Genomic DNA, 6767 nt, shown 5'->3' with positions numbered 1-6767 from the left:
GCTGCGGCTCGGCTAGGCGCACAACAGGTCCTGGCTCTGGATGTAAATCCCCTGGCTGTTCAAGAAGCGGCCGCCAACATCTTTGAAAATGACCTGGAACACGTTGTTTTTCCCGCCGCCGCGGAAGGTTTCTACGCGGTCGGTTGTTTCGGTCAGCTGCTTTTGATCAATCTCGAATGGCCCAGTCTCTGTGCCGTCCTGCAAACAGACGACTGGAAGCATTTCCCTTGGGTGTTCTGCAGCGGCTACCTGGAAGCTCAAGCCGACACCCTGCACCGAATGCTCGCCCAAACCCATGACCTTCGATCTCAGACGACAGAAAAAGATTGGGTCGCCTCTTTCTGGATCCGCCTTTCTTCATCCAGAGAAAATATGGCGCCACATTCCCCGGAGCCATAGAAACATCCGGCCGTTTCTTACTCCGCCGCCGTTACCCGTTGGTCACACCAGAAAGAGATTGCTCTTCCGAGCGCACGATTTGTAAATGGCAATAAGCACGTAAAGACTTCGGTTGTCTCGATAATCGTCTACGCGTTGTGGCCCCTACCCACGTGAGGGTCAACAAAGCGGTGTCTCTTTTCCTCAGGACTCATCGGCTCCATGAGGGGCCAAGCGCTGATGGCGTGCTCCGCTCAAGCGCACTTTTCCCATACCAAAAAGCCTAAAATTAGGTGGATGTCCCTGAATTTGCCATAACCAAAGAGCCAGAAATTAGGTGGGTGTCCCTTATCTGGTCTAAGTTCGGCTGGATGTCCATTATTCGATAATCGGTTGGGGGGCGTTTGCATGGAAGCAGCTCAAGGGTTCGTTGTTGACAAACTTTGGGTAGTCCAATAAAAACAAGTGACCCCGACGATGGAGAAATTGTCACATGCCTCTTACCATCCCTCCAGCGCTTGCAGCTCCAGCACCGGGATCAGCGTTCATGCGCCGTGAGTTCAGGGCGAGAATAGAGCGCTCCAACGCGTATAGGTTGTGTTCGCCTACGGTGTCTTTTTTTTCCGGGATCAATAATGGACGGATTTCATTCGGGTGAGGCGAGGAGAAGGCCATGGATTTCCAACTGAGCGAAGAACAGCGCATGATCAAGGAAACGGTGTACAAGTGGTCCCTCAATGAGCTGGGTCCCATTCAGGAAAAGGTGGACGACGAGGATTGGTTCCCTCCGGATTTTTTCCAAAAATGTGCCGAGATTGGCATCCTCGGCATCACCATCGATGAAAAATACGGCGGTCTCGGCGGCGACGTGCTCATGCAGACCTTGGCCGTGGAGGAAATGAGCCGCATCTGTCCGGGGCTGGCCATGACCTACGCCGCCCATTCCAACCTGTGCATGAACAACATTCACAAGAACGCCAGCGAAAAGCTCAAGGAAAAGTATCTGCCACCCATGGTCCGGGGCGAAAAAATCGGTGCTCTGGGACTCACCGAACCCAATGCGGGCTCGGATGCCATGAGCCTGCGCACGCGCGCGGAAAAGAAAGGCGACAAATACATCCTTAACGGCACCAAGATGTTCATCACCAACGGGCCCATCGCCGACGTTATCTTGGTGTATGCCAAGACGGCTCCGGAACGAGGCGCCAAGGGCATCAGTGCCTTCATTGTGGAAAAGGATTTTCCTGGCTTTTCGGTGTCTCGAAAGCTCAAAAAGTGCGGTATGCGCGGCTCCCCGACGGGCGAGCTGGTCTTTGAAGACTGCGAAGTGCCGGCGGAAAACCTGGTGGGTGAAGAAAACATGGGCGTCCATGTCATGACCAGCGGGTTGGACATCGAACGCATCGTTTTGGCCGGCGGTTCTGTGGGCATGGCGCAGCAAGCTTTGGACTATTCCATCCGCTATGCGGCGGAAAGGGAACAGTTCGGACAGCCCATCGGCAAATTTCAGATGATTCAGCAAAAGTTGGCGGACATGTACGCCCGCACCGAGGCCGCTCGCCTTTTGGTGTATCGTGCCGCGCAGGTGGCCCAGAACGCGCCTCGAGGCGGCAAGGGCACTGAATTGACCCGCCAAGCCGCAGCGGCCATTCTTTTCGCCTCGGAAACGGCCACCTGGGTGTGTAACCAAGCCATTCAAATCCATGGGGGCTATGGGTACTGTCTGGAATTTCCCGTGCAGAAGCTGTGGCGCGACGCCAAGCTCTATGAGATCGGCGCGGGAACCAACGAGATTCGGCGAATCGTGGTGGCTCGAGAACTGCTTCGGGAAGCCTTTGCTCGAGCCGGCAAGGGCTGAAAGGGCCGTTGAAGACCCCTTTGGGCCAAGTCCCCGTGCGGCAGTATCATTAAGGAGCGGGCAAGCCGACAGAAGCCGGCCCCTTGGAAGGGCGCGGACCGCGAGGACGCGGTCCCTCCGGGGTGAGTCGATGGGGTGAACCTTGGCAAGGGAGGATCAGATGCCTGGGCGTGCGGAAATGCGCAGACCGTGGTGCTCGGCGATGATACGTGGTGTCCGAGCGGCGCACGATGTGACCCCAGGCTGGCGCTGGTTCCTTGGCTATCCGGGTTCATGTAGGGATCGCGCCTTGGGGCGCTCCTACGGAATGGAGCGAAATCGGCCGCGAAAAGCGATTGTCGAGCGGGCCACTTGAAAGCTTGTGGACAAGCAGCTGAGCACGTTCTTAAGCAGCCCGGCGGCAACGGATTTTGCGTGCGCGGCACGAGCTGCGGCGTGGGATGACACCCTGGGATGCTTTGGCGGCATGGAATCTTTGTGGAGCCGACCCCATGTTTTCGGACAACTTTTTGCGGGACGAAGGAAGCCCTTTGAGTCTTCCAAACGTGGACATCAAGGTGTGGTGACTGGCAGAAGGTACGGAGGGGGCAATGGAGCAGCCGGTGGTTTTGGAAGAACGCAGGGATCAGGTGGCGATTCTGACGCTGAATCGACCGGAAGTGATGAATTCGTTCAACTTGGCGATGCTTCGCGGCCTTTGGGACAAAGTTGAAGCCCTGCGCTTCGATCCCGAGATTCGCGTGGTGATCGTCACGGGGGCGGGAGAAAAGGCTTTTTGCGCGGGAGCCGACCTGAAGGAGCGCGCCACGCTTTCTGATGCTCAGGTTAAAGAATTTATCTTTAAAATACGGAATCTTTTTACCGCCATTGAGGAGTTGCCCAAGCCGGTAATTGCGGCGGTCAACGGTGTGGCTCTAGGCGGCGGCACCGAATTGGCCTTGGCTTGTGACCTTCGCATTGCGTCTGAGACGGCTACCATGGGATTGACCGAAACGCGGCTGGCCATCATTCCCGGCGCCGGCGGCACGCAGCGGTTGCCACGCTTGGTCGGGCGTGGAAAGGCCAAGGAGTTGATCTTTACGGGCCGTCGCGTCGGTGCTGAGGAAGCTTTGCGCATCGGCTTGGTGAACACCGTGACAGCGCCGGAGAAGCTTATGGAAGAGTGCTTGGCCATGGCCGCCATGATCTGTGAAACGGGCCCCATCGCCATTCAACAGGCGAAATATGCCATCAATTATGGGTTGGAAACGGATCTCCACACAGGGTTGGCCATTGAATCCAATGCCTATTGGATCACCATTCCCACCCAGGACCGTCTGGAAGGGCTTACCGCGTTCCGCGAAAAACGCAAACCCGTCTACAAGGGCCAATGAACTTGTCCGGCAATGAGGGACTTGACCGCCCACGGATTCTTGAGTCGCCGTCACAATGAGCGGGATGTGCGTGCGGATCTGAAAAAAGCCGTTTCGGATAAGGCCCGTGAGACCGTCTAGGACGGGGCCGTCTGGAGGAAGGAAAAAGGTGACGCCATGAGCGATGCGCGAGCGGAAAACAGGGCTTTTTGGGAGAACGAAGAGCTCAAACTGGATCAACGGGTCTACGAGGCCATGTGGCCCGGTGGGGAAGCAGCGGTGCAGCGCCTGGCCAAGCTGGGCAAGCAACCGGTTCGGCAACTCATTCAAAAACTCATCGATCCCGGAACGGAGTTTTATGAACTGAGCCGATTGGCAGGCTTCGGCATGCATTATCCCGATGTGGACGATGTGCCTTGTGGCGGCATCGTCACGGGGATCGGCAAGATCTACGGCAATTGGACCATGATCATTGCCAATGACAGCCGAGTCAAAGCGGGAACGTACTTTCCCATCACCCTGAAAAAGCACCTGCGCGCTCAGGCCATTGCGGAGCGATGCGGCCTGAACTGCGTCTACATCGCCGACTCCGGCGGCGCTTTTTTGCCCATGCAAGCGGACGTTTTTCCCGACGATGGGCATTTCGGGTCCATGTTCTACAACATGGCCCGCATGTCGGCCAAAGGACTGAAGCAAATCACCTTAAGCACAGGGGGGAATACAGCCGGAGGGGCCTACATCGTCTTCATGGCTTGTCAGGCGGTGATGATCGATAAGCTGGCCTATTCCTTTTTGGGGGGTCCCCCTTTAGTCAAGGCGGCCACGGGCGAAGTCATTTCCGCGGAAGATTTGGGCGGTGCCCGCATTCATACGCAGATTTCAGGAGGTGCCGACCATTTCTGCCGAACCCAGGACGAGGCCATTGAAAAGGTTCGGGAGATTCTGTCGTTGGAACCTCCCCAGAAACTGCATATTCACCGTTATGCCGAATCGCCGCCCATGGTGCCGGTGGAAACGATTTACGAAGAGCTGCCGGCAAAGATTCATCAAGGCATCAATGTGAGGGCCGTGATTCAGGCCTTTGCCGACGACAGCCACTTTATCGAATACAAGAAAAACTATGCTCCCGGCCGAGGTGACAACATCGTCACGGGAAAGATTCGTCTCAAAGGGATTCCCGTGGGCATTATCGCCGCCAACGGCTTGGGGATCATTTTCGTGGAAGCGGCCCGCAAGGCCACGGAATGGATCGTGCGCTGCTGTCAGGAAAAGGTGCCCTTGCTCTTTATTCAAAGTTCCCCGGGCTACATGGTGGGTTCGGAATCGGAACATATGGGCATCGGCAAATACGGCGCGGACATGGTTCGGGCTGTTTCCTGCGCTCAGGTGCCGCGTATTCAATTGGTCATCGGCCCGGACAACGGCGCGGCCAATTACGGCATGTGTGGTCGAGCGTATCGGCCGCACTTTCTGTTTGCCACCATGAGAGCGCGAACCTCGGTCATGAGCGGTCGGTCGGCGGCGGAAGTGCTCCTATCCATCGAAGAGCGCAAAAGGGCCGCGGAAGGCAAGCCCATGAGTGATGGAGAAAAGCAGGCCTTTCGTTTGCAGATGATCGAAAAATACGACGGAGAAGCCCATCCCTTCTTTTGCGGGGCTCGGCTTCTGAACGATCGGGTCTTGAAGTTTCGAGAAATTCGCGACTGGCTGGCCATGGCCTTTGAGGTGAGTTTGCTCAAACCCATTGACGATCCGGCTTTCGGCAACCTTCGGTTCTAGAGGGCGCCGAGAAAGTGTCGGCTTCGTTACGCAAGGACCGCCGACGCCTTGAGAGCCTCAGGCCTTCTCAAGGAGCCGTGCCCGGAATACCGAAGGTGTGCAACCGCCTCACATGCCGCCCAAAAAAGGATGCAGTGCACGGCGAAAATTCCAATCCGTAGGCGACGCTATAAGGAGGATTCAACATGGCAGTCATGAACTATCCCAAGCAAGTGGTGTTGGGCGACATCACGGTTCGAGACGGCTTTCAGCACGAAGAAAAGTACATTCCCCTCGAAGCCAAATTATGGGTAGCAGAGCAGCTGGTGCTGGCCGGATTCCGCCGCATTGAACTGACCAACCTGGGGAACCCGAAGGGCATGCCCCAGTTCAAGGATGCCGACGAGCTCTTGAAGCGCTTTCGAAGCAGTAAGAAAATCGCACACCTAATCCAGGATGTGGAAGTGACCGCCATCACCATTCGAGAAAAGGCCGTGGAACGCGCCATCAAAGCGCGTCAAGAAGGCTACGGGCCGGACCGCATTCTGTTCATGGTTTCCACCAGCGAATCGCACCATAAGAAAAATTCCGGACTCGGTTTGGCTGAATACTGGAAGATGTGCGAAGAATACATTCCCAAGGCCCATGCGGTGGGCATGAAGGTGTGCGGCACGGTGAGCACCATCTGGGGCTGCCCCATTGAAGGGCCCACGGAGCTGAAAAAGGCGGTAGAATTTACACAGCGCTGGTTGGACATCGGGGCCGACGACATCGAACATGCCGATCACGACGGATCGGCTCCACCCAACAAGGTCTACGAATACTTTTCCATGATCCTGGATGCCATTCCGGACACCTCCAAACACATCGCCCACTTTCACGTCACCCGAGGCTGGGGACTGGCCAATGTTTTGGCCGCCCTGCAGGCGGGGATCACGCATTTTGAAGGCACCATGGGGGGCATTGGGGGGCAGCCGGCCAACTTTGTGGACGGTGTGCCGGTGGCCGGCACGGGCTCCTACTACTATGTAGATCCTTCCATCGTCGGTTTGGTGTGCATGGAAGACATGGTGGTCATGATGGACGAGATGGGCATTGAAACCGGCGTCGATGTGGACAAGGTGTTGGAAATCGGCCGTTGGGTGGAAAAGATCGTGGGGCGTCGCCTGCGTTCCGAATGTGTGCGCACGGGGCGCATTCCCAAGTCCATGACCGGCCGCGGCTAACCTTCAGCCTTTGCCCAAGGGAGCCCCTTGAGGCTCCCTGGTGCCCGCTTTTCAGGGCTTCGGACCATTTCCGAGAACACCTAAGGCCTGAGCGGCGCAAGCCGCGATTCCTTATCGTGCCTTGCGCCGCCCCGACAGCCTCAATCCGTAGTAGCGTGGCCGAATTATTGTCAAACGGACCCTTTAGAAGCCCGC

At 56.8% G+C, this 6767-nt stretch carries 5 protein-coding genes; all 5 read left to right on the top strand.

Features of this window, described 5'->3' with window-relative positions; all coding sequences use genetic code 11:
• Positions 1-399: 50S ribosomal protein L11 methyltransferase (locus ACUVSA_RS09785; RefSeq protein ID WP_445894670.1), on the top strand; the 399-nt coding region annotated here is incomplete at its 5' end.
• Positions 400-1051: 652 nt separating this feature from the next.
• Entirely contained in the window at positions 1052-2236 is a 1185-nt protein-coding gene (locus ACUVSA_RS09780; protein ID WP_445894669.1) for an acyl-CoA dehydrogenase family protein, read from the top strand.
• Positions 2237-2826: 590 nt separating this feature from the next.
• Entirely contained in the window at positions 2827-3609 is a 783-nt protein-coding gene (locus ACUVSA_RS09775) for an enoyl-CoA hydratase (RefSeq protein ID WP_445894668.1), read from the top strand.
• A gap of 156 nt (positions 3610-3765) precedes the next feature.
• Positions 3766-5367 carry an acyl-CoA carboxylase subunit beta gene (locus tag ACUVSA_RS09770; RefSeq protein ID WP_445894667.1) on the top strand — a complete coding sequence of 534 codons (1602 nt, stop codon included), beginning with the start codon at positions 3766-3768 and terminating at the stop codon, positions 5365-5367.
• Between the two features lie 185 nt (positions 5368-5552).
• Positions 5553-6572 (top strand): pyruvate carboxyltransferase, encoded by a 1020-nt coding sequence (locus ACUVSA_RS09765; RefSeq protein ID WP_445892336.1) that lies wholly within the window; start codon positions 5553-5555, stop codon positions 6570-6572.
• The last annotated feature ends 195 nt before the right edge of the window (positions 6573-6767 follow it).

Source organism: Desulfosoma sp. (assembly GCF_052743555.1).
Note: the sequence above shows the minus strand (reverse complement) of the source record. Positions and strands in the feature narration are given on the sequence as shown.

Coding starts and splice junctions, on each gene's coding strand:
- ACUVSA_RS09775 (WP_445894668.1), top strand. CDS start 2,827: ATGGAGCAGCCGGTGGTTTTGGAAGAACGCAGGGATCAGGTGGCGATT.
- ACUVSA_RS09765 (WP_445892336.1), top strand. CDS start 5,553: ATGGCAGTCATGAACTATCCCAAGCAAGTGGTGTTGGGCGACATCACG.
- ACUVSA_RS09780 (WP_445894669.1), top strand. CDS start 1,052: ATGGATTTCCAACTGAGCGAAGAACAGCGCATGATCAAGGAAACGGTG.
- ACUVSA_RS09770 (WP_445894667.1), top strand. CDS start 3,766: ATGAGCGATGCGCGAGCGGAAAACAGGGCTTTTTGGGAGAACGAAGAG.